This window comes from Amycolatopsis sp. NPDC023774, assembly GCF_040639695.1.
GTDB lineage: Bacteria > Actinomycetota > Actinomycetes > Mycobacteriales > Pseudonocardiaceae > Amycolatopsis.
Map to the genome: position 1 here is coordinate 38,079 of NZ_JBFAAJ010000013.1, position 24,469 is coordinate 62,547.

Genomic DNA, 24,469 nt, shown 5'->3' on the forward strand with positions numbered 1-24,469 from the left:
CTCCACGACCCGTTAAGCAGTACCTCGGGGTGTGGCGCAGCTTGGTAGCGTGCCTCGTTCGGGTCGAGGAGGTCGTGGGTTCGAATCCCGCCACCCCGACAAGATAGTCCGGAGGCCCTGTGTTCGCGGAAAACGCGAACACAGGGCCTCTCTTGTGTGTTCTCTGGGGGTCGAACCCCCAGCCCCCCGCCAGGGAGGCTCCGCCCCCTGGACCCCCGAAGGCGGTGGGTCACCTCGTGGCCGTGAGTTCCGTCCAGCACTGGAGGAAGTCGCCCGGGCCTGCGGTGCGCGTCCAGGAGTAAGCCGAACGCGCAGCGGACGTCAGCTGGTCGCGGTCCGGATGGTCCAGATCCGCGAGAGCCTTGGCCAGTGCCTGCTCGACGAACGTCGCCAGATCGCGGTATACCAGGTCGGTGCGGTGCCGGGTGCGCGCGACGACCTCCGTGAAGCCCGTGTCCGAGACCTGCGTGGCGATGGTCCGGCCCGCGAAGGGGTTGGCGCCCGAGCGGCGCAGCAGGAGGTAGTAACCACGGAGCGCGGCATCGACGTTGGCCGACTTCGGGCGCAGCCGGGCGCGACTCCAGTCCGATGTGGACAGCGCGAGCCGACCGCCGGGCCGGAGCACGCGGTGCAGCTCCGCGAGCACCCCGGCCGGGTCCGGCAGGCGCTCCAGCAGGGCGTGGGAGAAGGCGACGTCGGCGGACGACGTGGGGAACGGCAGGTCGAGCGGGTCGGTCACGATGTAGTCCACTGTGGACGGGCTGCTCCGGAAACCCAGCGTGATCGTGCCGTGCCCGCAGCCCAGGTCGACCACCCGCATGCCCGGCGTGAAGAGCGCCTGCGCGAACGCCGCCCGCTCCACCGCCGTGCGTGCCGCTCTCTTCGACGCCGCGTCCCGCGTGTATCCCTCCAGCACCCGGCACACAGTACGGCCACCCGGGTGGCAGGATCGAGGGGTGAGCACGCAGTCAGGCAACAAATATCCGCCCGCGGTGGTCCCCGACCGCCTGTTCGCCGACGCCGACGCCGAGTCCCGCTGGCGAGCCCGCTTCCACGCGGCCCGCATCTCCGTGCCCGAATGGGCCCGCGACGCCCCCGACGCCAACGTGTACGTCTCCAACGCCAGCGGCGTCTGGGAAGTCTACGCATGGGATCGCGCCACCGACAGTCACCGCCGCGTCACCGACCGGCCCAATGGCACTCTGCACGCCACCCCGGCCCCAGACGGCTCGGCCGTCTGGTGGTTCGACGACACCGACGGCGACGAATTCGGCTCCTGGATGAGCCAGCCGTTCGACGGTGACAGCTCGGCCGCCACCAAACCGCTGCCCGAGGTCCACGACGGCTACCCGGCCGGCCTCGAACTCGGCTCGCGCGTGATCGCGGTCGGCGTCTCGACCGACGACGGCAGTGAGCTGTTCGCGAAGATCGGCGACAAGACCGAGCGCTTCTACAGCCACCCGGACGACGCCGGCATCGCGTCGCTCTCGCGTGACGAGAGCTTGGTGGCGATCTCGCATTCCGAACACGGTGACTCCCGCCACCCCGCGCTGCGCGTGCTGGCGACCGACGGCTTCACGACCGTCGCGGAGAAGTACGACGGCGAGGGCAAGGGCCTTTCGGCGCTGGAGTTCTCGCCGCTGCCCGGCGACCAGCGGCTGCTCGTGCTGCACGAGCGGCGCGGCCGGGAGGAGCTGCTGATCTGGGACGTCCGCGCGGACACCGAGACGGAGCTCGAGATCGACCTGCCCGGCGAGGTCGTGGCGGACTGGTACCCCGACGCCCGCGCGCTGCTGGTGGTGCACTTCCACCAGGGCCGCAGCTCGCTGTACCGGTACGACCTCGACGACGGCTCTCTGTCCTCTGTGGATACCCCGGCCGGCCGGATCGGCGGCGCGGGTGTGCGGCCCGACGGCAGCATCGAGTACTCGTGGTCCAGCGCCGCAGAGCCGACGGCGGTGCGCAGCCGCGCGGCCGACGGCACCGATGCCGTGTTGCTGGCGCCGCCCGGTGACCAGGCGCCGGGCTCGTCACCGGTCACCGACGCGTTCGTGGAGGGTGTCGGCGGGCAGATCCACGCGCTGGTTTCGCGTCCCGCGAATGCTGGGCCTGGGCCGCTGCCCACCGTGTTCTCCCTGCACGGCGGCCCGCACGCCGCCGACGAGGACCGCTTCTCCGCCTACCGCGCCACGTGGCTCGACGCCGGATTCGCCGTGGTCGAGGTCAACTACCGCGGCTCCACCGGATACGGCTCCGCGTGGCGCGACGCCATCGAGGGCCGGCCGGGCCTGACGGAACTCGAAGACGTCGCGGCGGTGCACGACTGGGCTGTCGAAAGTGGACTGTCCGACAAGGACAAGTGTGTCGTCAACGGAGCTTCCTGGGGCGGCTACTTGTCCCTGCTCGCGCTCGGCACCCAGCCCACGCGCTGGGCGGCGGGCGTCGCGGGCGTGCCGGTGGCCGACTACGTCGCCGCGTACGAGGACGAGATGGAGCAGCTGCGCTCTTTCGATCGCGCTCTGTTCGGCGGCGCACCCGCGGATGTGCCCGCGGTGTACAAGGAATGTTCGCCGATTACCTACGTGGACGCCGTCGCCGCCCCGGTACTCATCCTGGCGGGCGACAACGACCCGCGCTGTCCCATCCGGCAGATCGAGAACTACCTCGACCGCCTGGGCGCCCGCGACGCGCCCCACGAGTTCTACCGCTACGACGCCGGCCACGGCTCCCTGGTGATCGCCGAGACGATCAAGCAGACGTCGATCGAGGTGGATTTCACTTTGCGCGCTTTGCGGTGATTTCCCTGGCCGGGTCCCTTTGTGGGGCCCGGCCAGAGAAATTCGCTCGGATTTTGAGTTTTCCGGGGTCGATGCTTCGGGCTGTGGACCTGGTATTCGAGCACGACCCCCGCGGCGAGACCGTCACGCGCATCACCCGCGAAGAAGGGGTGGTGCGCGGGTTGCCGTCGTACTCGCGCGAATTTCGCGTTTTGCATGATCTCGCACACGCTGCGGTGGAACGCTCGCTGGGACTGTCCGGCGGCATCGCGGCGGGAGGCGTGTTCGACAACATGACCGTGCTGCGGCAAAAACCACGCCATGACGCTCGGGCGCGCAGTCGGCGAGTGCCGAAGGCGGCTTCGGGGTCCATCGCGGCGGCGGAAGGCCTGGTCGGCGTGCTGCATCACGCGGTGGAACATCACCGGCGCCCGCCCATTGCCGCTGCACGGAAAGCGTGGTTGGAGTTTCAGTCCGCCGCGGCTTCGGACAGGGTAGGTGTTTGTTGCGGTCAGCCGTGGTCGCGCGAGTTGTCCACAATTGTTCCTACCTGTGGACAACCTGCCTGAGCGGCCGAACCCCGCTCACATCCCGCGGCTCGACGCCTGAAGCCGGTCCACTGCGGAAGGGTCGCCGTCGAAGGTGAGGTGGACAGCGTCGCGGCCGAAGACGAACAGCAGGAGGTCCACGGGGTCGCCCGTGACGGTCACGACGGGGGCGCCGGATTTGACCTGAGCGGAGCGGCCGTCCGTGTGGCGCAGGACGACGCCGACCGGGGCCTTGCGCAGGTTGAGCTTCGCGGACTGGCGCGCGAGGCGCCAGGCGGCCTCGTCGCGCGCCGGGTCGGCCGGGCGGGGTTCCCAGCCGGGCTGGGCGCGGCGGACGTCCTCGTGGTGCACGAGGAACTCGGCGCCGTTGGTGAGCTCGTTGAGGGGGCCGATGGCCATGGGCCAGTACCAGGCCGGGCCGCGGCGGACCTGGTCGACGAGGGCGGGCCACGGCTTGGCCGCGTAGCCGTCCTGCACGCGCTTCGTGTAGCCGGCGAGCGCGGGCACCATGATGCCCGGCGACGCGTCGAGGCGGTGTTCGCGCACGATGAGGTGGGCCGCGAGATCACGCGTCGCCCAGCCTTCGCACAGGGTCGGGGCGTCGGGGCCGACCTCTTCGAAGAGTGCGCTCAACGCCTGGCGTTCGTCTGCGGCAAGACCCATGCCACCGACATTACTCGCGAGTACACCCCGGCGTCGGGACGAGACGACCACCACTGGGTGTTTCATCGAATCGTGAGCCGACTCTTCGAACCCCTCTCCCTGCGGGGCCTGACGCTGCCGAACCGCGCGTGGGTCTCAGCCCATGTGCCAGTACTCCGCCACCGACGGCGTGCCGAATGATTGGCACCTCGTCCACCTGGGCCAGTTCGCCGTCGGCGGCGCCGGGCTCATCCTCACGGAAGCCAGCGCCGTCACCCCGGAAGGCCGGATCAGCCCGCAGGACACGGGCATCTGGAACGACGAGCAGGTCACCGCCTGGCGCCGGATCACCGACTTCGTGCACGCGCGCGGCACGGCGATCGGCATGCAGCTCGCGCACGCCGGGCGCAAGGCGTCCACGCGACGGCCGTGGGAGGGCACCGGCAGCGTGCCCGCGTCCGAGGGCGGCTGGCAGAGCGTCGGCGCCGACGACCAGCCCTTCGGCGACTACGCCCCCGCCCGTCCGCTGACCACCGACGAGGTCGCGCGCATCCCGGCCGATTTCGCCGCCGGCGCCCGCCGCGCGCTCGAAACCGGGTTCGACCTGGTGGAGCTGCACCTCGCACACGGCTACCTCGGTCACCAGTTCCTTTCGCCGCTGTCCAACTCCCGCACCGACCGCTACGGCGGCGACTTCGAGGGCCGCACCCGTCTCGCGCTCGAGATCACCGAGGCCGTGCGCGCGGAGATCGGCACCGACGTGCCCCTGCTCACCCGCATCTCCGCCAGCGACTGGGCCGACGGCGGCTGGTCCCCCGACGACTCCGTGCACCTCGTGAAGCTCCTCGCCGACCGCGGCACCGACCTCGTCGACGTCTCCTCCAGCGGCAACGTGCCCCACCCGCGCATCCCCGTCGGCCCGGGGTACCAGGTGCCGTTCGCCGAACGCATCCGCCGCGAGACCGCTGTGCCCACCGGCACCGTCGGCATGATCACCGAGCCGGAACAGGCGGAACAAATCGTCGCCACCGGCTCGGCCGACGCGGTGTTCCTCGCGCGCGCCCTCCTGCGCGACCCGCACTGGCCGCAGCGCGCGGCGCACGCACTGGGCGCCGAGGTGAAGTGGGCGGATCAGTACCTGCGGGCGAAGCCGCGCCGCTGACCACACCGGACGCAGGCCGCACTCGTGATTGAGTGCGGCCCGCCGCCTCACGGAGCCGACAAGCTTGCGCGCCCGAGTTGAAGCCTGGCCGCCTGCGCCGAGTGGAGGTCGCCTGGGCCTGGGAGATCGAGAACCCGGATGAGGGCGGAGATGACCGGGAAGGCGTGGCGGGACAGATTCCGGTAGGCCCAGTCGGCAGCCAGCGCGAGAAAGCCGGCAAGGTCGCGCTCCACGCCGGCCAGAAGGTACCGGAGCTCGACGGCCGGCACCTCGATCACCGGGCTGTCGATCCGCTCCACGTCGAGGGTGAGCTGGACGAGGTCGCCGTCGCGCTCAGCCCACGGACCGTGCCCGAGGCAGACTGAGCCGCCGAACACGAAGACCTGGTTCCACTCGCGCCATTCCTCCAGACCACTGCAGCAACCCGGCCAGGACACCACGCCGGTGGCGGTGTCGGTCACCTTCAGCCCACCGGCCGCGAAGAGGCTGTCGAACGTGAGCAGGCCGTGCAGGAAGGACCCCAGCGCGTCGGCGGGGGCGCGGCGGCCGGCCGTCTTCCCCGGGGTCGACGTCATTGCAGCCGGCCACGCACATCAGCGCTGTCCCGACTTCGAGGGGCGTGAGCTCGCCGCTGAGCGCGAGGTAACCGTCCGTTCGGGCCGTGGAGACAGGCCAGAGGGCGAAACCGGCACGCGCGTGCACCTCGACAACGGGCTGCATCGTGATCACCCACGAAGTGTCGCAGCGGATGCCTCGGCCTGCCGCTGATTTTCGTCAGTGGTGAAACGCCGTCGAGGTGGCCGCGTCGTGCTGGGGGGCACTTTGGCGTTCCAGCTCCGGCAGGGTGCGGCGGAGGTCGGCGAGCAGGAGTTCGGCCAGATCGTGGGTGAAGCCGTTGCGGACGACGACGCGCAGCACCGCCAGGTCGGTGCGGTTGACCGGGAAGGTGTAGGCGGGGACGAGCCAGCCGCGTTCGCGGAGCCTGCGGGAGACGTCGAAGACGTCGTAACCGGTGATTTCGGGCTTCGTCGTGAAGGCGAAGACCGGGAGCTGGTCGCCGCGGGTCAGGAGCTGGAACGGGCCCAGATCGGCGATCGCGTCGGACAGGTGGAGGGCTACGTCGCGTGAGGCCTGCTGCACGGCGCGGAAGCCTTCGCGGCCGAGGCGGACGAAGGTGTAGTACTGCGCCGCCACCTCGGCGCCGGGGCGGGAGAAGTTCAACGCGAACGTGGGCATGTCGCCGCCCAGGTAGTTGACGTTGAAGACCAGCTCCTCCGGCAGCGCCTCGCGGTTGCGCCACACGACCCAGCCGACGCCGGGGTACACGAGGCCGTACTTGTGGCCCGAGGTGTTGATCGACGCGACCCGCGGCAGGCGGAAGTCCCATTCCGGGTCCTCGTCGAGGAACGGCGCGATCATCGCGCCCGACGCACCGTCGACGTGGACGGGGATGTCCCAGCCGCTGCGGGCCTGCAGGTCGTCGAGCGCGGCCGCGATCTCCGCGACGGGCTCGTAGCTGCCGTCGAAAGTGGAGCCGAGGATCGCGACGACGCCGATGGTGTTCTCGTCGCAGCGCTTCACCGCCTCCTCGGCGGACAGGTGCAGCCGGTCGCCGTCCATGGGCACCAGGCGCGGCTCGACTTCCCAGAACTCGCAGAACTTGTCCCAGCACACCTGCACGTTCACGCCCATCACCAGGTTGGGTTTCCCGGTGCGGCCGAGCTTCGTCCAGCGCCGCTTCATCGCCATCCCGGCGAGCATGCACGCCTCGGACGAGCCCGTGGTCGAGCAGCCCATGATGTCCGAGGGGTCGGGCGCGTGCCACAGATCGGCCAGGATGTTCACGCACCGGCGCTCGAGCTCGGCCGTCTGCGGGTACTCGTCCTTGTCGATCATGTTCTTGTCGACGCACTCGGCCATCAGGTCACGCGCCTGCGGCTCCATCCACGTGGTGACGAACGTGGCCAGGTTGAGCCGCGCGTTGCCGTCGAGCATCAGCTCGTCGCGCACGAGCTGCAACGCGGTGTCCGGCGGCAGGGACGTGTCGCGAAGCTTCTTGTGCGGCATCACGAAGTCGGCCGCCAGCGCGGGATTCGCCCCCGCGTACATGGGGTTCGTGCCCGATTGCCGGATCGACCCGTTCTGTTCCCCGCTGTGCAGCACCATGCTTGCGACGGTACTGCCGCACCCCGCCCGTGACAGCTCCCGACACCCGGCCGGGCGGCTCGTCAGCCCAGCGGCTCCACCTCCAGCACCTGCGCTTCGGGACCGCACCGGAAGACCAGGCCGGCTTCGGTCCGGTCCAAGGTTGAATGTTCAACCCCGTCGAGCCGGGCCCTCCACGCGCCCGGGACACGGCCGATCGTCACGGTGCCCTCACCCGGCACGTCCGGCGTGCGCCGCAGCCGGGCGCGCAGCACGCCGTCGACGACCTCCGCCTGGCTGACCTCGACGTCGCGATCGACGACCGTCAGCGCCGGCTCCTCGAAATGGCCAGCCGGCCACGGGTTGGTGTACAGGCCCCAGAGCCCGTCCGGGGTGTTGAGGCGGGCGTATCCGAGCAGGACGTTGCCGCTCATCGGCTCGATCTCGGTGCGGTTGCCGTCAGCGTCGGCCGGGGTGTCGTTGCGCGGGTAGTACAGGCCGCCTTCGCGCCAGGTCGGGTTCATGAAGCGGTCGGCGTGGGCGAGCAGGCTGTCGAGCGTGGTGGCGTCACCCATCTCCGACGCCCACGCCGCCACCCAGCCGAAGTCGCACGTGTCCGTGATGACGGGCTGCCCCATCACTTCCCGCGCCGGCGCCGAACGGACGGACAGCGTGCCGTCCGGCCCGTCGACGAGGAACCGTTTGACCTGCTCCGGGTAACCGTCGTGGACGAAGTCGCGGTTCCACATGTTCATCAGCGCGCCGCACCACGCGTCCACCCACGGCGACGGCGCCTCGTTCGGCCGCACGCGCTTCGAGTCGGCGGTGACCATCAGGTTGTAGTGGCCCGATTCGTCGAGCCGGCCGAAGTCGGCCCACGCGCGCTCGTAGCCGGCGACGACCTCCTCGGCACGGCTGCCGCCCGTGATCAGGTCATGGAGGCGGAAGCCGAGGATGGCGGGCTGGTTGCAGATCTGGAACACGCAGTTGGGCTCGCACGCCACGCCCAGGTAGCCGTTTTCCACCATCTGCCAGTAGATGTGGTCGTTGAGCGACTCACGGTCGTACGGGAACCGCTTCTCCTCGCCGCCCCAGAAGTACGACCAGTGCTCGAACGTCAGCGACCCCGGCGCCGCGAACTCTTCGGCGGCGAAGAGGTAGTCGTGCAGCAGTGCCATCGACTGCACGTACGCGCTGTACATGATGTTGTCCCGCACCACCGGATCCCACTCCTCCTTGAGTTCCCCGAGGTGCGCGTTGACCACCGCCCCGCCGCGGCTCACGTCGCGCCAGTACAGCCACACCTCGGGCAGCAGGATCTTCTCGACGAGCCGCCGCAACGTCGGCCGGAACAACCCGGGCGCGGCAGGCAGCCGGTGCCGGTGCGTCAGGGCCAGCGCGTACGCCATGTAGGCGAGCTGGAACCGGTAGCCGCCGAAGTCGTCCTGGCCGGTTCCCTTGCCCTGCATGAAGGACCAGTCGTTGCGGAACTGGCGGGAGAGGTTGTCGAAGTGCCTGAGATGACCGAGCTGCTGCCGATCCAGCGGCGGGTGGAGAGCGGGCATGCCCTCAAGTGAACACGGAAGCGGGCGGAAAGGCCCGTGCCAGGTGGCGCGAACGGTCCTCTCGCGGCGAAGAACGGCCGCCCACCCCGAAGGGTGAGCGGCCCGTGAGCGAGAACCGTCAGGCCTGCTGCGCCTGCCACATCCAGTGCGCCTCTTCCAAGGCGCGCGTGATTTCGATCAGCAGGTCCTGCGTGACCAGGTCGCTCTTGTCGGTTTCGTCGATGCGCTTGCGGAGGCGCGCGATGAGCGTCGCCAGGATGTCGACGATGGCGTCCACCGTGGTTTCCACCGACTGCCAGTTGTCGGGGTATTCCGGGGCACCCGAGCTCTCTACGACGGTCTTCGCCTTGCCGTTGGGCGAGATGCCGATGGCGTTGGCCCGCTCGGCGACCTCGTCGACGTACTGGCGGGCCGTGGCCACGAGCTCGTCGAGCTGCAGGTGGGCGCTGCGGAAGTTCTTGCCCACGACGTTCCAGTGGGCCTGCTTCGCGATCAGCGAAAGGTCCACGAGGTCGACGAGCGTCGCCTGCAGGGCGTTGCCCGTGATCTCCTTGTCGGCGTCACTGAGCGGGCTCTTGATGGGAGAGTTGACCATCGGGGTGTCCTTTCTGTGTCGTGGTGGTGGAAGAAGGCCGGGAACGGGCTCAGACCGTGGTGGTGAGCGCGACTTCGATGTTGCCCCGGGTCGCGTTCGAGTACGGGCAGACCTGGTGCGCCTGGGCCACGAGGTCGTCGGCCTGGGCCTTGTCCATGCCGGGCAGCGCGACGTTCAGGGCCACGCCCAGCTTGAAGCCCACTTCCTGCTTGTACAGGCTGACCTCGGCGGTCACCGTCGACTCCGGCAGCTGCACCTTCCCCGCGCGGGCCACGGCCTGCAGCGCGCTGTGGAAGCAGGCGGAGTAGCCGGCGGCGAACAGCTGCTCGGGGTTGGTCTTGTCACCGCCCGGGCCGCCCATTTCCTTCGGCACTGCGAGCGACTCGTCGATGACCCCGTCGGACGAGGTCACCTCGCCGTTGCGGCCCTCGCCTCGCGCGGTCGCGGCCGCGGTGTAGATCGCGTCAGCCATTCCTTCGCCTACCTCCTCGTCGGGACGCCTGGCTCAGCGTCTCATTGATAACAACGTTCCGCATCAGCGGAACCTTGCCACCACATGGCAGGCATCACGCCGGGAATACCCGGCATCCGGCGGTTGAAACCTCAGCGCGACAGGGTGAACTCGGCCACTTGGCGGCCGATCAGGCGCAGCGTGCGCACGCTCTTGTCGTCGGAGGCGCCACCGGACTCGTCGAACTTGGTCTCGGCGGAGTTGATCGAACCACCCAGCGGGGTCGGCCAGCCGCGCAGCGCGTGCGTGATCGTGCGCAGCTGGTCGAGCGTGGTGACGGCGGCCTGCCACCCGAAGGCGACGGCGGCGAGGCCGACCGGGCGGCCGTCGAGGTAGGGGCGGGTGTCTTCGCGCAGGTCCTCGACGTAGTCCAAGGCGTTCTTGACCAGCCCGGACAGGGCGCCGTGGTAACCAGGGGAAACCACGATCAGGCCGTCGGCGCGGCGGATGCTCTCGATCAGCCGCGTCGCGCGGTCGTCGCGCTCGCCCGCGGCCGCGTCGTAGAACGGCAGCACGAGCTCCGGCCCAGGAATCAGCGCGGTGTCCACCCCCAGCTCGGCCGCCGAGTCGAGGGCGATCCGCAGAGCGCGCTCGGACTGCGAGCCGTCGCGCAACGAGCCGCCGATCCCGAGCACCGTCTTGGCTGAAGTCACGTCCCCGAGGCTAACCCCTCGACTAAAGTGGAGGACCAGGATTTGGGACGGAGTTCTCGATCACAGCTGGACCCCCTACTTACTGACAAGTAACGTCGGGGCCCACAGCCGAGGAGGAACGATGGCGATCCCGCTCCAGGTCCGCGCCCAGGCCGCCGCCGCGCAGCTGGTCTTCTGGCTGCCCCGGCCCGTCCGGCGGCTCATCGCCGGCCCGCCGCTGCGGCGCGACGGGCAGGAGCTCGCCCTCGACGCGCAGCTCCTGCTGCGGTTGCAGCAGCTCACCGGCACCGCGCTCGTCGGCGAGACGGTCGAGGGCTCGCGTCTCGGGCTCGAGCTCGGCCGCCACCTGGTGAGCGGCAAGACGATCGAGCCCGTGGCCGTGCGCGACGTGGTGATCCCATCCGCCGACGCGTCGCTCGACGCCACCCTCTACACGCCCGCGGGGCTGCCGGAACCGTCCGGGCTGCTCGTGTTCTTCCACGGCGGCGGCTGGGTGGTCGGCTCCCGCGCCACGCACGACAACGCCGCGCGCTACCTCGCGAAGCACGCCGGCGTGCGTGTGCTGTCGGTGGAGTACCGCATGGCGCCTGAACACCCGTTCCCGACTCCGTTCGAAGACGCGCTGGCGGCGTTCGACTACGCCCACGCGAATGCCATCGAGCTCGGCGCGGACGCCGACCGAATCGCCGTGGGCGGCGACAGCGCGGGCGGAAACCTCTCCGCAGCCCTGACTCTGGCGGCGGTGCGGCGCGGCGGACCGGCGCCGGCGTTCCAGCTGCTGATCTACCCCGCGGTGGACTTCACGACACGGCGCCGCTCGCGCGAGATCTTCGGCGAGAAGCTGTTCCTCACCGACGAGTCGATGACCTGGTTCGAGGGCCACTACGTCCCGGCCGGCACCGACAAGGCTGATCCGCGTCTGTCACCCCTCGTCGCGACCGACCACAGTGGACTTCCGCCGGCGTTCATCATGACCGCGGGCTTCGACCCGCTGCGCGACGAGGGCGAGGCGTACGCGGAGAAGCTGCGTGAGGCCGGGGTCTCGGTCGCGGTGAGCCGTCAGCCGGACCTGATCCACGGGTTCCTGAACTTCACCGGCGTCGGCTCCCGGTTCCGCGAGGCGACGGCCGAGCTGGCCGGCGCGTTGCGGCTGGGGTTGGCACGGCAGCAGAAGGAGAAATAGCCCCGGGCGACGGGGATCGACGCCAGCGTCGACCGTCGAAGGAAACAGCCCCGGAAACCACCGGAGCCTGGTGCGGCGAACCGCACCAGGCTCCGAAAACCCCGGGCTCCGGGGGTGGTTGCTACGCGCCCGGGACGGGCAACGGCGGCACCGGCAGCGGAGGCACCGGCACTGAGCCGAGCAGTCCGCCCAGGATGCCGGTGACGGCACCCAGCAGGGCCTTGAGCAGGTCGCTCACGATCTTCAGCGGACCGGGCAGGTCCGGGATCGGCGGGAGCGGCAGCGGCGGGAGCTGACGCGGCGACGCCGACGGGTCGGCCAGCAGGCGGCTGGACTCATCCGCACGGCCCTTGGCCGCCGACGAAAGCTGCTGCGTCTCCGACTGGATCGTGTAGCGCTTGCCCGCGGCGAGGTCGCCGAGGACAGGGCTGAGCTTGTCCAAGTCGGCACGCGTGAGACCGACGTTGCCGGCGTACGCGGCCTTCGTCAGGTCGTCCCGCATCTGGAGCACCTGCGCGCCGACCGCCTCGGTGGACGACGAGCCCTTGCCACCCGCAGGGCTCGCCGAGGCCATCCCCGAGGTGCCGACGGCCAGCAGACTGCCGGCGGCTACCAAGGCGATGATCCGCCCAATCTTGCCTTTCATTCCTTACCTCCTGGCCTCTGGAGACCTGACGGGTAAATCGATACCCGCCGTGTCGACCCAGCACCAGCCGATCACCGGATAGGACATTTTCTAACCCTTACGTGCCGGATCCGTCTTTCGGGAACATGCCCGCAATTGATTAACGTGGACGGCTTGCCCATCCCCCTGAAGATCATCATGACCGATCATGAAACGGACTCGGAGTAGCCGTCCGCCACGAATGCCCCTGTTGCTCACCCAAACAGGTGTATTGCGTGATCGTTTACCCTCATCACTCCGTCGGACCGCGTGTCGCCACTGCTCCGGTCGGGGTGTCCCCCACGCATGCACCGCCACAGGCGGAGTAGCCGGGTCACGGCCGGATCTCCGCCACGCAGACCAGCGGAAACAGCGCACGAAAACGCACCGAACCGCGCACCCCGAGGTCAGCACACGGATGCGCAAAAACATTCGCGAATTGTTTCGCGTCAGGATTGCGAGTTGCCGCGATTCAGAGCGGCAGGCCTTCTTCGAGGTGCGTGAACGCGCGTTCCAACAGGGCCACGAAATCGGCACTCTGATCCGCCGCGGCCGCCAGCGCCGTGGAGAGGATGACGCCGACGACCGCCCCCGCCCAGTTGCGGACCTCGAAGTCGCCGCCGGCGCGACCGGTCCGTTCGGCCGCCAGCTCGACGAGCATCGTGATGCCCGAGACGTAGTTGTCCATCATCTTCGCGCGCAGCTGCGGCACGGAGAACACGAGCAGCTGCCGGCGCCGCTCCTCGGCCCATACCTCGGGCGGCAGGTTGTCGTACACCTCGCGAAGCGTCGCGCGGACGACCCCGAGCAGCGTCAGCTCCTCGGGCTGCCGGCGGGCGGCCTCGACGAGCAGCGGGTCGATGCGGTCGTAGAGGACCGTCGCCTCCTTCGTCGCGAAGTAGCGGAAGAACGTGCTCGGCGAGATGTCCGCGGCCGCCGCGATCTGCTCGACGGTGGTCGTCGCGTAGCCCTGCTCCTGGAACAACCGCAGCGCGTGCCGCTGGATCGCTTCGCGCGTGCGGGCCTTCTTGCGTTCGCGCAGACCTGTCGGTTCAGCCGGGGTCATGCGGCGATTGTCGCTGTCGCTCTCGTTTGAGAGCAACTGTCACGAAGATCGCCTCAAAAGAAGTTGCACGCGCGTACCAGGATTTGCTCTCATGAGGTACGTGCCCTTCGAGCCGTACCGCCAGGTGCTGACGCTGTCCCGCGTCCGTCCGTCGATGGTGCTGATGTTCTTCGCCCGTCTGCCGATGACGATGACCGGCGTCACGCTCACCCTCTACGTGGTCACCAACCTGGGCCACGGCTACGGCGCGGCCGGCGTCGTCGGCGCCGCCACCACGCTCGGCATGGCGCTGGGCGCGCCATTGCTCGGGCGCACGATCGACCGCTACGGCCTGCGTCCGGTGGTCGGCGTCTGCGGCGTCGCGTCCACGGCCTTCTGGGTCGCGGCGCCCCACCTCTCCTACGCGGTGCTGGTGGCGTGCGCGCTGCCCGCCGGGTTCCTGTCCGTGCCGGCGGGCTCGCTGGCACGCCAGATCCTCGCGGCGCTCGTGCCCGCCGAGCACCGGCGCGCGGCTTATTCGCTCGACACGATCCTGGTCGAAGCGTCGTTCATGATCGGCCCGGCGGCCGGCATCGCGGCGATCACGTCGCTGTCGGCCACGTTCACGCTCAGCGGCATCGGCGTGCTCTTCGGCGGCACGGCGTTGCTCATCTTCCTGCTCAACCCGCCCATCCGGAACGAGGACGAGCTCGCCCCCGTCGGCTCCGTCCGGCCGCCGCTGCGGTCGTGGCTCACCGGCCGGCTGCTCGCGACGCTGCTGGTGGCCGCAGGCGCACTGTTCTGCCTGGTCGGCACAGAGGTCGCGACGCTGGCGGCCCTGCGCTCCCACGGCGACGTCGGCTGGACCGGCCTGGTCATCGCGGTGATGTGCGCGGCCTCGATGCTCGGCGGGATCGTGCACGGCGCCGTGAAGAAGTCGTTGCCGCAGGGGGTGCTGATGCTGCTGCTCGCGGCGCTGGTGCTGCCGGTGGGGCTGGCGGACCAGCCGTGGTGGCTGCTGATGCTCGTGCTGATCCCGACGAACGTGCTCTGCGCGCCGACGCTGGCCGCGACGACCGAGACGGTGAGCGCCCTCGCGCCTCCGGCCGTGCGCGGCGAGGCGATGGGACTGCAGGACGCGTCGACACGGCTCGGGCTGGCCGCCGGCAGCCCTGTGGTGGGCTTCGCGATCGACCACTCGAGCCCGGCGTGGGGCTTCGTCGCCGCGGGCGCCGGTGGTCTGGTCCTGGCCGCGGCGGGCCTGTTGTGGACGCACCGGCGCCGGGCAGCCACGGCGCCGGCGATGGCGGCGGCCGTTCAGGCGCGCCGCTGAGTCAGCTGCAGGCTTTGCGCAGCGCGTCGAGCTTCGCGACGTTCCGCTTGGCCCAAGCGGCGACCACGCCGGCGTCCTGGATGTGCTCCTTCTGCACCTCGACGTAGGAGTCGGCCATGCCGAGCAGCGCGTTCTTCACGTCCTGCTCCTGCACGTCTGCGGCCAGCGCGCGCAGGCGTTGTTCCTTGTCCTGCGCGCGGGCCTTCAGCTTGTCGGGGTCGACCAGCGGGTTGAGGTCCGCCAGCCCCAGCGCCTGTGTGCACGCGCTGACCTTGTCGGCCGTCGAGTTGGCCGTGTCCACCGCGGAGTTGACCTGGTCACACCCGGCCAGCAACGCTCCGGCGGCCGCCAACGCGACCACCGCTCCCCACCTCGTCATGGCTCAAGGGTAGCGGGCTCGCGGGGCCCGAACCGGCCCCGCGAGCACCTTCACCCCTTCACGCAGACGACCTGCTTGAGGTGCGCCACGACCTCCACGAGGTCGGTCTGCGCCTCGATCACCGCGTCGATGTCCTTGTAGGCCGCCGGGATCTCGTCGACCACGCCGGTGTCCTTGCGGCACTCGACGCCGTCGGTCTGGGCCGCCAGGTCGGCCGCGGTGAAGGTCTTGCGCGCCTTCGTCCGCGACATTCGCCGCCCCGCACCATGCGAAGCCGACTCGAACGACGCCGTGTTCCCGAGCCCGCGCACGATGTAGGAGCCGGTGCCCATGCTGCCCGGGATGATCCCGAGGTCACCCGCGCCGGCCCGGATCGCGCCCTTGCGGGTCACGAGCAGGTCGACGCCGTCGTAGGTCTCCTCGGCGACGTAGTTGTGGTGGCAGCTGATCGCGTCGTCGAACGTCGTCCCCTGGATGACCTCAGCGACGGCGAGCTTGACCAGCGCCACCATCGTGGCCCGGTTGCGCGCCGCGTAGTCCTGCGCCCAGAACAGGTCACGACGGTAGGCCGCCATCTCGGGCGTGCCCGCGACGAACACGGCGAGGTCGCGGTCGGGCAGGTCCGCGTTGTGCGGCAGCTTGCGCGCGACGGCCATGTGCCGCTCCGCGAGCTCCTTGCCGATGTTGCGCGAACCCGAGTGCAGCATCAGCCACACGCGGCCCTCGTCGGCGCCACCCTGTTCCAGGCAGACCTCGATGAAGTGGTTCCCACCGCCGAGGCTCCCGATCTGGCGCGCCGCGCGGTCGTGCAGGCCCTGCACGCCCTCGTGGAGGTCGCCGAACGACTTCCAGAACGCGTCCCAGCCGCCCACGCCGTGGACCTTCGCGGGGTTCACGGGCGTCTTGTGCAGCCCGAACCCCACCGGCACGGCCGACTCGATCCGCCGCCGCAGCCGACCGAGGTCATCGGGCAGGTCCGCCGCGGTCAGCGACGTGCGTACCGCGCTCATCCCGCACCCGATGTCGACGCCCACCGCCGCCGGGGACACCGCGTCACGCATGGCGATCACGCTGCCCACGGTGGCGCCCTTGCCGTAGTGGACGTCGGGCATCACCGCGACGCCGTGCACCCAAGGCAAATTGGCGACGTTGTGCAGCTGGCGCATGGCTTGTTCCTCGACCGACGTGGGGTCGGCCCACATCCGGATCGGGACGCGAGCACCGTCTACCGCCGTGTACATGACTTTCCTTTCCTGGCTGGGATTCTTCGAAGAGCATCCCCTGGGAGGACGAGATGGCGCCAGGGGTTTTCGCCGCGGCGGATTCACGGGCGAACCGAAATCGAGGCTCCCGGCGATTTCGGGCACGATGACCGGCCCGGCGCCCGAAGCGCCCCGCGGAAGGAACCGTCGGTCCATGAAGAACTCTTTTCGCGCGCTGGCCGCCATCGTCCTGTTGGCCGGGTTTCGGTATTGGTACTGACGCTCGTCGCCGGGATCGTCGTGGTGGAGGTGTTCGCGTTCCGCAACCGGCTTTCCCACGGGCTGGAGTTCGCAGTCTTCGCCGCGCCCGCGACCTATGTGCTGCTGCGGGCGCTGTGCACGTTCGACCACGCAGGCGACGCCCCGGGTCTTCCGGTCACCGCAGAGGCCCAACCCGAGTTGTGGGCACTGGTTCGCGAACTGGCGAAAACCGTCGGCACCGCGCCGCCCGACGAGATCCGGATCATGAACCGGGCGAACGCCGCGGTGCACGAGCGGACGGTCTGGTTCGGGCTACGCGTCACAGTGCGCACGCGGTTCATCGGCGCCCTGCTGTTCGTGGGCCTGGGCGTGGCCGAGCTCCGGGCCGTGCTCGGCCACGAGTTCGCGCACTACAGCAACCGCGACACCCGGTTCTCCGGTGCGACCTACCGCGGGCGGGTGGCGATCCCGCGAGTCCTGAGTGGACTCGACGGGGCGTCGTGGTTCAGCCGGCTGCTGCATCCGCTGTTCCAGGGCTACGGCTGGGTGTACTTCGCCCGTGTCGGCGCGGCTGGGACGCCGGTTACCTGCCTGACCGGCCCGCCGAGGGATACCGGCCGCTGCTGACCGACGAAACCCGCGCCCAGGAGCCGGCACAGCCGCGGCAGAACCCGCCCGAGGCGTCGCCGTTCGACAGTCGCCCGCCTACGGCCGAGCGCATCAGAGTGCTCGAAGCGGCCGGCCTCATCCCGGCGTGCGGGGGGAGGACCGGCCGGCGAGCGAGCTCCTCCGCGACGCCGAAGAGGTCCTCGACGCCGCGTGGTTCGCCGAAATGTCGGACGAAGGCCGCACAAAACAGCGCACCGACTGGGACACCCTCGCCGACGTCTCGTCACGGCACGAGTTCGGCGAGCTGGCGGCGCAAGTCCTGCGGGACCGCTCGGCGCGCGACGTGCTCGACGCGCTGGACGCCGGACGGCCGGACGACCTGGCCGATCCCGACCTGCCGATCCCCGCCGACGCGGACCGACGGACTCGCCGGGAACTCGTGACCGAGTCCGCTCGCGTCCGGCTGTCGGTCGTGGCCCTGTCGCAGGCTGCCGGCGCGGGCGGGGCGCGGTGGACCATCTCGTGGTCGAAGACGACCGCGCTCAGGCTGACCCCGCGGCTCAGCGGAGCGCTCTTCCCCGCGATCGATGCCGCCGTGGCCGGGGACATCGCTGCCCTGCGCGCGTTGCTGAGCGAGCGCAGCCGCGTTCCGGCTGCCTGATTCCCGAGCCGAACGGGAGCCCGCTCCACAATGGATCGACCGGAGCCGCGGGAACAATCGTCCGAATCGCACGATTTGCCGGAGTAGCGCAGACAACGTCGTTTCGTGAGCGAAACGAAATCGAGGTTTCCGCCGATATCCGCCAGGATGATCGAGCCCGGCGCTCGAAGCGCCGCCTGGGAGGATTCCACTTTTCCATGAAGAACTCTTCGCGAGCGTTGCTCGCTGTTGTCCTGCTGGCCGGATTTCCGGTCCTCGTGCTGGTGATCGTCGCCGCGATCGTCGTGGCCGAGGTCTGGGCGATCCGCGACTCGCCGAGCATCGGGCTCCGGCTGGCGGTCATCGCCGTGCCGGCGGTCTACGTGCTGCTGCAAGCCCTGTTCACCATCGAACGCACCCACGACGACGGCGGCTCAGGGCTACCGGTGACGCCCGAAGCGCAGCCCGAGCTGTGGGCGCTCGTCCGCGAGCTCTCCGACGCCGTCGGCACCCGACCGCCGGACGAGATCTACCTGGTGCCGCAGGTCAACGCGGCCGTGAACGAACAGACGCGGTGGCTGGGCCTGCGGGTGACGCGGCGCCGGTTGTTCATCGGCGCACAGCTGTTTGCCGGCCTGCGGATCGACCAGTTCCGCGCGGTGCTGGGCCACGAGCTCGCGCACTACAGCAACCGCGACACCCGCTTCGGCGGCGCGACCTACCGCGGGCGGCAGACGATCGGCCGAGTCGTGAATGGACTGAACGGCACCAGCTGGTTCGGCCGAATGCTGCGCTCGCTGTTCCATGCCTACGCCAAGCTCTACTTCGCCGTGTCGATGCGGGTGAGCCGCGACCAGGAGCTCGCCGCCGACGCCGCGGCCGCCCGGGTCGCGGGCACTACCGCGGCGAGCAGCGCGTTGCGCGAGATCGAGGCGCTCGCCGTGGTGTGGCGGTTCTTCCTGAACACGTACGCGACGATGGGCTGGACGGCCGGCTACGTGCCGGCCCGGCTGGCCGAGGGCTACCGGCAGCTGCTGGCCGACGACAGCCGCGGGGTGGAGATCGACAAGGTGCGGCAGAACCCGCCGCAACGCGAGGTCTCGCGGTACGACAGCCACCCCGCCACGCTCGAGCGCATCGCGGTAATCGAAGCGGCACCCGTCGTGCCGGTGGCGGAAGGCGGCGAGCGGCCGGCGACCGAGGTCCTCCACAACGCTGCCGCGACTCTCGACGAAGCGCTGCTCACCGGCCTGTCGACCGAGGCCCGCCGGAAGAAGCCGACGGACTGGCCGACCCTCGTCGACGCCGCCACCCGGCACCAGTTCAGCGAAAACTCGACGAAGATCCTGAGCGGCCGTTCGCCTCGGGACCTCCTCGACGCACTCGACGCCGGCCGGCTGGAAGACCTGGCCGATCCCGACCTGAAGGTGCCCGCCGGTGCCGGCCCGCGAGCGCGCCGGGAACTCCTCGGCGAGTCCGCCCGCTCGCGACTGTCCACTGTGGTCGTCTCGGAACTCGCCACCGCAGGCCTCGCACACTGGACGCTCTCGTGGTCCGGGCCGGCCGAGCTGGCGCTCGACGAGCCGTACGCCGAATCACTCACCCCGGCGCTCGATGCCGCCGTCACCGGGGACACCGCCGGGTTGCGGGCGCTGCTGCCCGCCGCCGAACCCGACCCGATCCGTTCTTGAGAGGAAACCCATGAGACTCGTAGGCCTGCTGTTCGACTCGAGACGTCGGAAGACCGCGTTCGCCCTGGCCAAGGCCGCCCGGGAACGCGGGATGAGCGTCGCGGAGTTCACCGCTTCGCTCAGCCGCGAGGACCTGGCCCGCTACGTCGCGCCGGACAAGAAGGCGCCGAAGATCGAGATGCCCGACGTCACCCGGTTCGGCCTGCCGCCGGACAACGAGGTCACGGCCGCCGATTTCAACCGCGACCGCGAGATCGACGCGGCCAGGAAGGCATTCGTGACCGGCGGCTGGGAGCCGGCGGCGGGGCTGTTGACCGAGATCGGCACCGACTGGGACCGGCGCACCTACCTCATCCGCCAGCTCGGTGAGGTGGCGGCGAACGACGAGGCCGGGTTGGAACGCTGGCAGAGCGAGCGGCCGGGCGACGCGGACGCCGCCGCGGTCAACGCCGAGAGTCTCGTGCAGCTGGCCTGGCAGGTCCGCAGCGGGCTGCGGGCCGAGCACGTGAGCCGCGAGCAGTTCCAGAAGTTCTTCGCCATCCTCGAGACCGCCGTGCCCGCGGCCCGCGAAGCGGCGGCGCTGGCCCCCGAAGACCCCACCCCGTGGGTGACGATGCTGGCGGTCGCTCGCGGCCGGCAGTACGACAACGACGCGTTCCGCGAGGTGTGGAAGGACCTGGTCGCTCGCGACCCGCTGAACCTGCCCGCGCACGGCTCCGCGCTGCAGTACTGGTGCGAGAAGTGGTTCGGGTCGCACGAGCTGATGTGGGCGTTCGCCGAAGAAGGCGCGGCGAAGCACCCGAAGCTGGCGTGGCTGCCGCTGGCCGCGGCGCACGAGGCGGAGTACCTCGGGGTCGAGAACGCGTGGCGGAACCCGCTGGTCGCTCCGGCCGTCGACCGGCTGCTGCCCTGGCTCGAAGGCGAGGGGCGCGACGCTTCGGGCACGGCGACGAGCCGGGCATACGCCGCGCGGGCGTTGGTGGAGCTCGGGCGCGGCGAGGAGGCCGTGGAACAATTCCGGCAGCTCGGAGTGCACGCCGACGCCACGATGTGGGCGTACGGCAAGAAGGGACCGGTCGTCGAGTTCCGCAAGATCCGGTACCTGGCCTGTCACCTCGCAGAGAAGGCCAAGTCCACAGTGGAGTGACGAAACGTTGTCACCGCCGCGAGCGATATCCGACAAGACCGGGCGAGGAGGTCCGAATGGCGCTGCGTGCCGTGGGGCTCCTGGTGGCGTTCTTGCTGGTGGTGGTCCTCGCCGTCGGCGGGTTCGTCGCGGCGGAGGTCGTGCTGTGCGTGGCGATGTCCCCCGCGGCGCTGGCCTTGCTCGTCGTGGCGCCGGGACTCGCGACGCTCGTGACCGCAGTGTGCTCCCGCGCCGACCCCACGCCGACGATCCGGCTCACGCCCGCTTCGACGCGGTTGTGGGAGCTGGTGCACGCCGCGGCGGACGACGTCGGCGTCGAGGCTCCGACGTCCGTCCGGCTCGACGCCGGTGTCGCGGTGCGGCTCGCGTCGCGCCGCCGGCTGGTCATCGGGGTCCCGTTGCTCGAGGCGGCGAACCCGGCGCAGCTGAGCGCGTTGGTGCGCCGCGCGCTCGGCGAGGACGTCCGTCTCCGTCCGGCGATCGCGTGGGGTGTGCGGTTCCTCTCGCGGACGCGCGACACCCTGGCCCACGCACCGCGCTGGAACGCGCCGGCCCGTCCTGCGGTGCGGGCTTTCACCGGGTACTACCTGCGCTGCGCCGAACGAGCGCTGGCCGCGCCGGATGCGGCTGAGGTGCGGTGGGAACGCGAGGTGATCGGAGAGCTCTGGGAGCTGTTCCTGGTCCGCTACGCCGCGCTCGGCCTGCGAGCAGGACTCCTGCCGGCGCGGCCGATGGGGGGCTTCCGGCAGCTGCTCGACGCCGAGCTCCCCCTCGGTGACGAGCCTCGGGCCAGCGCACTGCTCGCCGACGACGAGACGCTCGACCACGCCTTCGCGCAGCTGCTCTCCGAGGAACAGCGCGCCATGCCGCGCGCCGACTGGGACACGCTCGCCGACCTGTCCCAGCGGCACGAGGTCACGCGCGCGGCCCTGGAGGTCCTCGGCGGCCTCACCCTCGGGGCCGCGCTCGACCGGCTGGCCGCGGGTGAGCTCGCGTTCCTCGCCAAGCCCGGTGCCGCGGACGTCGTGGCTTCCGTCCGCTACCGCCTGGCCCTGGTCGTCACGGCGGCCCTGGCCGACGCGGGAGTCGTGCGCTGGCGCATGGCGTGGCCCGGGCCGCCGGAGCTGGTCGTGGCCGATCCGGGTGCGGAGGCGATCACGACCGCACTCGACGAGGCGGCGGCGCTGCCGCCGGAGGTCTTGCCGCTGCGGCTGCTGCTCGTGGTTCACGGTGTGTCGCCGGACTTCCGACCGGTTCGGCAGCTGAGCTCGACCCGATGAGACAGGGCCGCCTTCCCGAGGGAAGACGGCCCTGTCTCACACCGAGGATCAGCGGTTGCCGGCCACCAGCTCCGCGATCTGCACCGCGTTCAGCGCGGCGCCCTTGCGCAGGTTGTCCGTCGCCACGAACAGCGCCAGCCCGCGGCCGTCCGGCACACCGGGATCGGAACGGATGCGGCCGACGAAGCTCGGGTCCTTGCCCGCGGCCTGCAGCGGTGTGGGGACGTCCGAAAGCTGCACGCCGGGCGCCACCGAAAGCAGTTCCGTGGCGCGCTCCACCGAGATGGGCTGCGCGAACTCGACGTTGATCGACAGCGCGTGGCCCGAGAAGACCGGGACACGGACGCACGTGCCCGACACGAGCAGCTCCGGCAGGCCCAGGATCTTGCGGCTTTCGTTGCGCAGCTTCTGTTCCTCGTCCGTCTCGAACGAGCCGTCGTCGACGACGGAGCCGGCCATCGGCAGGACGTTGAACGCGATGGGCGCCACGTACTTGGCCGGGGCCGGGAAGTCCACGGCGGAACCGTCGTGGGTCAGGGCGGCGGCGCGGGAGGCGACGGCGTTGACCTGGGCGGCCAGCTCGTCGACGCCGGCGAGGCCGCTGCCCGATACGGCCTGGTAGGTGCTCGTGATCAAGCGCAGCAGGCCGGCCTCGTCGTGGAGGGGCTTGAGCACCGGCATGGCCGCCATGGTGGTGCAGTTGGGGTTCGCGATGATCCCCTTGCGCGCCTCCTTGATGGCTTCCGGGTTGACCTCGCTCACGACCAGCGGCACGTCGGGGTCGCGGCGGAAGGCCGACGAGTTGTCGATCACCGTCACGCCCGCGGCGGAGAAGCGCGGCGACTGCTCACGCGAAGTCGAGCCGCCCGCGGAGAACAGGGCGATGTCCAAACCGGACGGATCCGCCGTGGCGGTGTCCTCGACCGTGATCTCCTCGCCCTGCCACGGAAGCTTCGTTCCCGCTGACCGGGAAGACGCGAAGTAGCGCATCTCGTCCACCGGGAAACCGCGCTCCGCCAGCAGTTTCCGCATCACACCGCCGACCTGGCCGGTCGCCCCGACCACGCCGACGCGAAGACCGTTGCCCATCAGCGACCACTCCCCGCATACACGACGGCTTCTTCGTCGCCGCCGAGCTCGAACGCCTCGTGGATCGCGCGCACGGCGTCGTCGAGCTGCGCGTCGCGGATCAGCACCGAGATGCGGATCTCCGAGGTGTTGATGATTTCGATGTTGACGCCCGACTGCGCGAGCGCCTCGCAGAACGTCGCCGTGACCCCGGGGTGCGAGCGCATCCCCGCGCCGACGAGCGAGACCTTGCCGACGTGGTCGTCGTACAGCACGGTCTCGAAACCGATCTCGCCCTTGACCTTCTCCAGCTCCTGCACGGCCTTGGCGCCGTTGGCCTTCGACAGCGTGAACGTGATGTCGGTGCGACCCGAGATCGTGCTGGACACGTTCTGCAGCACCATGTCGATGTCGATCTCCGCGTCGGCGATCACGCGGAAGATCCGGGCGGCCGCCCCGGCGTGGTCCGGCACGCCGGTGACCGTGATCTTGGCCTCCGAACGGTCGTGTGCCACACCGGTGATCAGCGCTTGTTCCACGGGGATCTCCTCGATTGACCCGGTCACGGTGGTGCCCGGTTTGTCGCTGTAGGAAGAGCGGACTCGGATCGGCACGCCGTAGCGGCGCGCGTACTCGACCGAACGCAGGTGCAGGATCTTCGAACCGCTCGCGGCGAGCTCCAGCATCTCCTCGTACGGGATCGTGTCGAGTTTCCGCGCGTCCGGCACGATCCGCGGGTCGGCTGAGTACACACCGTCCACATCGGAATAGATCTCGCACACGTCGGCGCCCAGCGCCGCGGCGAGCGCGACGGCGGTGGTGTCCGAACCGCCGCGCCCGAGGGTCGTGATGTCCTTGGTGTCCTGGGAAACGCCCTGGAACCCGGCCACCAGCGCGATGTAGCCCTGCTCCAGCGCCTCCGTGACACGGCTCGGCGTCACGTCGATGATGCGCGCGTTGCCGTGCACCGACGTCGTGACGACACCCGCCTGCGAACCGGTGAACGACCACGCCTCGGCGCCGTGTGCGGAAATCGCCATCGCGACCAGTGCGTTCGAGATGCGCTCACCGGCGGTGAGCAGCATGTCCATCTCCCGCTCCGGCGGCGCGGGGTTCACCTGCTGCGCCAGGTCGAGCAGCTCGTCGGTCGTGTCACCCATCGCCGAGCACACCACGACGACGTCGTTGCCCGCCTTCTTGGTGGCGACGATGCGTTCGGCGACGCGCTTGATCCGGTCGGCACTCTCCAGCGACGATCCGCCGTACTTCTGGACCACGAGGGCCACAGCCCGAACCTCCTTGACGGGCCGGGTCTGCTCCTGGTGGGCACCGAGGAGCCCCCGCGTCCCTTCACTTGGGCGAAACTCTA

23 protein-coding genes, 1 tRNA gene and 1 pseudogene are annotated in these 24,469 nt (G+C 70.3%); 11 read left to right on the forward strand and 14 right to left on the reverse strand.

The window, feature by feature from the left end:
• Positions 1-25: 25 nt before the first annotated feature.
• Positions 26-99, forward strand: a tRNA-Pro gene (locus tag AB0F91_RS25430).
• A gap of 130 nt (positions 100-229) precedes the next feature.
• Here AB0F91_RS25430 and AB0F91_RS25435 read toward each other — a convergent pair.
• Positions 230-916 (reverse strand): methyltransferase domain-containing protein, encoded by a 687-nt coding sequence (locus tag AB0F91_RS25435; RefSeq protein ID WP_360601157.1) that lies wholly within the window; start codon positions 914-916, stop codon positions 230-232.
• A gap of 40 nt (positions 917-956) precedes the next feature.
• Here AB0F91_RS25435 and AB0F91_RS25440 point away from each other — a divergent pair, with 40 nt between their 5' ends.
• Positions 957-2,798, forward strand: a complete 1,842-nt coding sequence (locus AB0F91_RS25440) for a prolyl oligopeptidase family serine peptidase (RefSeq protein ID WP_360601159.1) — start codon at positions 957-959, stop codon at positions 2,796-2,798.
• Between the two features lie 83 nt (positions 2,799-2,881).
• The gene (locus AB0F91_RS25445) at positions 2,882-3,346 is read left to right on the forward strand and encodes a hypothetical protein (protein ID WP_360601161.1); all 465 of its coding nucleotides are present in this window, start codon (positions 2,882-2,884) and stop codon (positions 3,344-3,346) included.
• 15 nt (positions 3,347-3,361) lie between these two features.
• On the opposite strand, the gene AB0F91_RS25450 is transcribed toward AB0F91_RS25445, so the two are convergent.
• Positions 3,362-3,988 carry a TIGR03085 family metal-binding protein gene (locus AB0F91_RS25450; RefSeq protein ID WP_360601163.1) on the reverse strand — a complete coding sequence of 209 codons (627 nt, stop codon included), beginning with the start codon at positions 3,986-3,988 and terminating at the stop codon, positions 3,362-3,364.
• A 72-nt stretch (positions 3,989-4,060) separates the two neighbouring features.
• Between AB0F91_RS25450 and AB0F91_RS25455 the strand changes: the two are divergent.
• Positions 4,061-5,129, forward strand: a pseudogene (locus tag AB0F91_RS25455) (NADH:flavin oxidoreductase/NADH oxidase).
• A 47-nt stretch (positions 5,130-5,176) separates the two neighbouring features.
• Here the strand turns inward: AB0F91_RS25455 and AB0F91_RS25460 are convergent.
• The 6 genes from AB0F91_RS25460 to AB0F91_RS25485 form a co-directional block, all read right to left on the reverse strand.
• Positions 5,177-5,704, reverse strand: coding sequence for a hypothetical protein (locus tag AB0F91_RS25460; protein ID WP_360601165.1), 528 nt, complete (start codon positions 5,702-5,704; stop codon positions 5,177-5,179).
• 199 nt (positions 5,705-5,903) lie between these two features.
• Positions 5,904-7,295, reverse strand: a complete 1,392-nt coding sequence (locus tag AB0F91_RS25465) for a glutamate decarboxylase (RefSeq protein WP_360601167.1) — start codon at positions 7,293-7,295, stop codon at positions 5,904-5,906.
• A gap of 62 nt (positions 7,296-7,357) precedes the next feature.
• Complete coding sequence (locus AB0F91_RS25470; RefSeq protein ID WP_360601169.1) at positions 7,358-8,839, reverse strand: hypothetical protein; 1,482 nt, start codon at positions 8,837-8,839, stop codon at positions 7,358-7,360.
• Positions 8,840-8,957: 118 nt separating this feature from the next.
• Positions 8,958-9,434, reverse strand: a complete 477-nt coding sequence (locus AB0F91_RS25475; RefSeq protein WP_360601171.1) for a DNA starvation/stationary phase protection protein — start codon at positions 9,432-9,434, stop codon at positions 8,958-8,960.
• A 49-nt stretch (positions 9,435-9,483) separates the two neighbouring features.
• On the reverse strand, positions 9,484-9,906 hold the full coding sequence (locus tag AB0F91_RS25480) for an organic hydroperoxide resistance protein (protein WP_360601172.1): 423 nt from the start codon (positions 9,904-9,906) through the stop codon (positions 9,484-9,486).
• A gap of 131 nt (positions 9,907-10,037) precedes the next feature.
• Entirely contained in the window at positions 10,038-10,580 is a 543-nt protein-coding gene (locus tag AB0F91_RS25485; protein WP_360601403.1) for an NAD(P)H-dependent oxidoreductase, read from the reverse strand.
• A 139-nt stretch (positions 10,581-10,719) separates the two neighbouring features.
• On the opposite strand from AB0F91_RS25485, the gene AB0F91_RS25490 reads away from it, so the two are divergent.
• Positions 10,720-11,781: an alpha/beta hydrolase gene (locus AB0F91_RS25490; RefSeq protein WP_360601174.1), complete on the forward strand. Its 1,062-nt coding sequence runs from the start codon at positions 10,720-10,722 to the stop codon at positions 11,779-11,781.
• A 121-nt stretch (positions 11,782-11,902) separates the two neighbouring features.
• On the opposite strand, the gene AB0F91_RS25495 is transcribed toward AB0F91_RS25490, so the two are convergent.
• Together AB0F91_RS25495 and AB0F91_RS25500 are read right to left on the reverse strand one after the other, a co-directional pair.
• On the reverse strand, positions 11,903-12,427 hold the full coding sequence (locus tag AB0F91_RS25495; protein ID WP_360601176.1) for a hypothetical protein: 525 nt from the start codon (positions 12,425-12,427) through the stop codon (positions 11,903-11,905).
• A gap of 490 nt (positions 12,428-12,917) precedes the next feature.
• The gene (locus AB0F91_RS25500; protein WP_360601178.1) at positions 12,918-13,511 is read right to left on the reverse strand and encodes a TetR family transcriptional regulator; all 594 of its coding nucleotides are present in this window, start codon (positions 13,509-13,511) and stop codon (positions 12,918-12,920) included.
• A 154-nt stretch (positions 13,512-13,665) separates the two neighbouring features.
• Between AB0F91_RS25500 and AB0F91_RS25505 the strand changes: the two genes are divergently transcribed.
• The gene (locus AB0F91_RS25505) at positions 13,666-14,823 is read left to right on the forward strand and encodes an MFS transporter (protein ID WP_360601405.1); all 1,158 of its coding nucleotides are present in this window, start codon (positions 13,666-13,668) and stop codon (positions 14,821-14,823) included.
• 1 nt (position 14,824) lies between these two features.
• Here AB0F91_RS25505 and AB0F91_RS25510 read toward each other — a convergent pair whose 3' ends face one another.
• Positions 14,825-15,202, reverse strand: coding sequence for a hypothetical protein (locus AB0F91_RS25510; RefSeq protein ID WP_360601180.1), 378 nt, complete (start codon positions 15,200-15,202; stop codon positions 14,825-14,827).
• A 50-nt stretch (positions 15,203-15,252) separates the two neighbouring features.
• Positions 15,253-16,443, reverse strand: coding sequence for an RtcB family protein (locus tag AB0F91_RS25515; RefSeq protein WP_360601182.1), 1,191 nt, complete (start codon positions 16,441-16,443; stop codon positions 15,253-15,255).
• Positions 16,444-16,674: 231 nt separating this feature from the next.
• On the opposite strand from AB0F91_RS25515, the gene AB0F91_RS25520 reads away from it, so the two are divergent.
• The 5 genes from AB0F91_RS25520 (at position 16,675) to AB0F91_RS25540 (ending at position 22,032) form a co-directional block, all read left to right on the forward strand.
• Complete coding sequence (locus tag AB0F91_RS25520; RefSeq protein WP_360601184.1) at positions 16,675-17,292, forward strand: M48 family metallopeptidase; 618 nt, start codon at positions 16,675-16,677, stop codon at positions 17,290-17,292.
• Between the two features lie 127 nt (positions 17,293-17,419).
• Positions 17,420-17,935 (forward strand): hypothetical protein, encoded by a 516-nt coding sequence (locus AB0F91_RS25525; RefSeq protein WP_360601186.1) that lies wholly within the window; start codon positions 17,420-17,422, stop codon positions 17,933-17,935.
• 197 nt (positions 17,936-18,132) lie between these two features.
• Positions 18,133-19,605: a M48 family metalloprotease gene (locus tag AB0F91_RS25530; protein WP_360601188.1), complete on the forward strand. Its 1,473-nt coding sequence runs from the start codon at positions 18,133-18,135 to the stop codon at positions 19,603-19,605.
• A 10-nt stretch (positions 19,606-19,615) separates the two neighbouring features.
• Positions 19,616-20,752, forward strand: a complete 1,137-nt coding sequence (locus tag AB0F91_RS25535; protein ID WP_360601190.1) for a DUF4034 domain-containing protein — start codon at positions 19,616-19,618, stop codon at positions 20,750-20,752.
• A 56-nt stretch (positions 20,753-20,808) separates the two neighbouring features.
• A complete protein-coding gene (locus tag AB0F91_RS25540) occupies positions 20,809-22,032 on the forward strand; it encodes a hypothetical protein (RefSeq protein WP_360601192.1) in 1,224 nt (407 codons plus the stop codon).
• Between the two features lie 48 nt (positions 22,033-22,080).
• Here AB0F91_RS25540 and AB0F91_RS25545 read toward each other — a convergent pair whose 3' ends face one another.
• A complete protein-coding gene (locus tag AB0F91_RS25545; RefSeq protein ID WP_360601194.1) occupies positions 22,081-23,121 on the reverse strand; it encodes an aspartate-semialdehyde dehydrogenase in 1,041 nt (346 codons plus the stop codon).
• Positions 23,121-24,386: an aspartate kinase gene (locus tag AB0F91_RS25550; RefSeq protein WP_220244908.1), complete on the reverse strand. Its 1,266-nt coding sequence runs from the start codon at positions 24,384-24,386 to the stop codon at positions 23,121-23,123. Before AB0F91_RS25550 ends, AB0F91_RS25545 begins: the two co-directional genes overlap by 1 nt.
• Positions 24,387-24,469: the final 83 nt, after the last annotated feature.

Excerpts from the sequence above, each read along its gene's own strand:
- AB0F91_RS25450 (WP_360601163.1), bottom strand. The coding sequence starts at position 3,988 with ATGGGTCTTGCCGCAGACGAACGCCAGGCGTTGAGCGCACTCTTCGAA.
- AB0F91_RS25460 (WP_360601165.1), bottom strand. The coding sequence starts at position 5,704 with ATGACGTCGACCCCGGGGAAGACGGCCGGCCGCCGCGCCCCCGCCGAC.
- AB0F91_RS25465 (WP_360601167.1), bottom strand. The coding sequence starts at position 7,295 with ATGGTGCTGCACAGCGGGGAACAGAACGGGTCGATCCGGCAATCGGGC.
- AB0F91_RS25470 (WP_360601169.1), bottom strand. The coding sequence starts at position 8,839 with ATGCCCGCTCTCCACCCGCCGCTGGATCGGCAGCAGCTCGGTCATCTC.
- AB0F91_RS25475 (WP_360601171.1), bottom strand. The coding sequence starts at position 9,434 with ATGGTCAACTCTCCCATCAAGAGCCCGCTCAGTGACGCCGACAAGGAG.
- AB0F91_RS25480 (WP_360601172.1), bottom strand. The coding sequence starts at position 9,906 with ATGGCTGACGCGATCTACACCGCGGCCGCGACCGCGCGAGGCGAGGGC.
- AB0F91_RS25490 (WP_360601174.1), top strand. The coding sequence starts at position 10,720 with ATGGCGATCCCGCTCCAGGTCCGCGCCCAGGCCGCCGCCGCGCAGCTG.
- AB0F91_RS25495 (WP_360601176.1), bottom strand. The coding sequence starts at position 12,427 with ATGAAAGGCAAGATTGGGCGGATCATCGCCTTGGTAGCCGCCGGCAGT.
- AB0F91_RS25500 (WP_360601178.1), bottom strand. The coding sequence starts at position 13,511 with ATGACCCCGGCTGAACCGACAGGTCTGCGCGAACGCAAGAAGGCCCGC.
- AB0F91_RS25505 (WP_360601405.1), top strand. The coding sequence starts at position 13,666 with ATGGTGCTGATGTTCTTCGCCCGTCTGCCGATGACGATGACCGGCGTC.
- AB0F91_RS25510 (WP_360601180.1), bottom strand. The coding sequence starts at position 15,202 with ATGACGAGGTGGGGAGCGGTGGTCGCGTTGGCGGCCGCCGGAGCGTTG.
- AB0F91_RS25515 (WP_360601182.1), bottom strand. The coding sequence starts at position 16,443 with ATGTACACGGCGGTAGACGGTGCTCGCGTCCCGATCCGGATGTGGGCC.
- AB0F91_RS25530 (WP_360601188.1), top strand. The coding sequence starts at position 18,133 with ATGAAGAACTCTTCGCGAGCGTTGCTCGCTGTTGTCCTGCTGGCCGGA.
- AB0F91_RS25535 (WP_360601190.1), top strand. The coding sequence starts at position 19,616 with ATGAGACTCGTAGGCCTGCTGTTCGACTCGAGACGTCGGAAGACCGCG.
- AB0F91_RS25540 (WP_360601192.1), top strand. The coding sequence starts at position 20,809 with ATGGCGCTGCGTGCCGTGGGGCTCCTGGTGGCGTTCTTGCTGGTGGTG.
- AB0F91_RS25545 (WP_360601194.1), bottom strand. The coding sequence starts at position 23,121 with ATGGGCAACGGTCTTCGCGTCGGCGTGGTCGGGGCGACCGGCCAGGTC.